This window comes from Paenibacillus sp. 01T422, from assembly GCF_056398785.1.
Genome location: NZ_JBFTQB010001468.1, coordinates 1 through 759, shown reverse-complemented (window position 1 = coordinate 759; position 759 = coordinate 1). Strand labels below are relative to the sequence as shown.

Annotated in this window: 4 tRNA genes and 1 rRNA gene; all 5 read left to right on the top strand. The window is 49.1% G+C overall.

From position 1 onward, the window contains the following. Nucleotides 1-111: 111 nt before the first annotated feature. The 5 genes from rrf (at nt 112) to AC1DUA_RS39560 (ending at nt 744) form a co-directional block, all read left to right on the top strand. A 5S ribosomal RNA gene (rrf, locus tag AC1DUA_RS39580) occupies nt 112-228 on the top strand. 53 nt (nt 229-281) lie between these two features. Further along, a tRNA-Ile gene (locus tag AC1DUA_RS39575) sits at nt 282-358 on the top strand. A 3-nt stretch (nt 359-361) separates the two neighbouring features. Further along, nucleotides 362-437 (top strand) — tRNA-Asn (locus tag AC1DUA_RS39570). Between the two features lie 156 nt (nt 438-593). Continuing rightward, a tRNA-Phe gene (locus AC1DUA_RS39565) sits at nt 594-669 on the top strand. Nucleotides 670-673: 4 nt separating this feature from the next. After that, a tRNA-Trp gene (locus AC1DUA_RS39560) sits at nt 674-744 on the top strand. Nucleotides 745-759 lie beyond the last annotated feature (15 nt).

The window sequence follows — 759 nt, the reverse complement described above, 5'->3', positions numbered from 1 at the left end:
GCTTTGTAGCGAATTCCGAATACTTGATTGGGGCCCAAAGTAATCCACCTAAATTTCAACTTTACGCAAGTTTCGTATCTAGTTTTCAAGGCGCAAATCACGCTTTGACTGTTTGGTGATGATGGCGGAGGGGACCCACGCGTTCCCATCTCGAACACGACCGTTAAGCCCTCCAGCGTCGATGGTACTTGAACCGCAGGGTTCTGGGAGAGTAGAACGTTGCCAAGCAGTACCCCTACGGGGTATTTTTTTTGCCGGATCAACAGGGCATATATAGATATAGGCCCTTAGCTCAGCTGGTTAGAGCGCACCCCTGATAAGGGTGAGGTCGGTGGTTCGAGTCCACTAGGGCCTACCATATTCCCTGATAGCTCAGTTGGTAGAGCACTCGACTGTTAATCGAGTTGTCACAGGTTCGAGTCCTGTTCGGGGAGCCACTTTCGAAATATTCGAGCGGTCGAAGAAGTGCCATAGGAAATCAAGTAGACGTTATAAGCGTCTCGAAGATTTAGTTCCCTTCTTCACCGTCTCTTTAGATAGATTGTATTCATCTTCTAGTGAATGTTTCACCTATTTCTTCTTGATCCCATCTAGGCTCGGTAGCTCAGTCGGTAGAGCAGAGGACTGAAAATCCTCGTGTCGGCRGTTCGATTCCGTCCCGAGCCACCATTCTAGGGGCATAGTTTAAGGGTAGAACAAAGGTCTCCAAAACCTTTGGTGTGGGTTCAATTCCTGCTGCCCCTCAATTCCTGCTGCCCC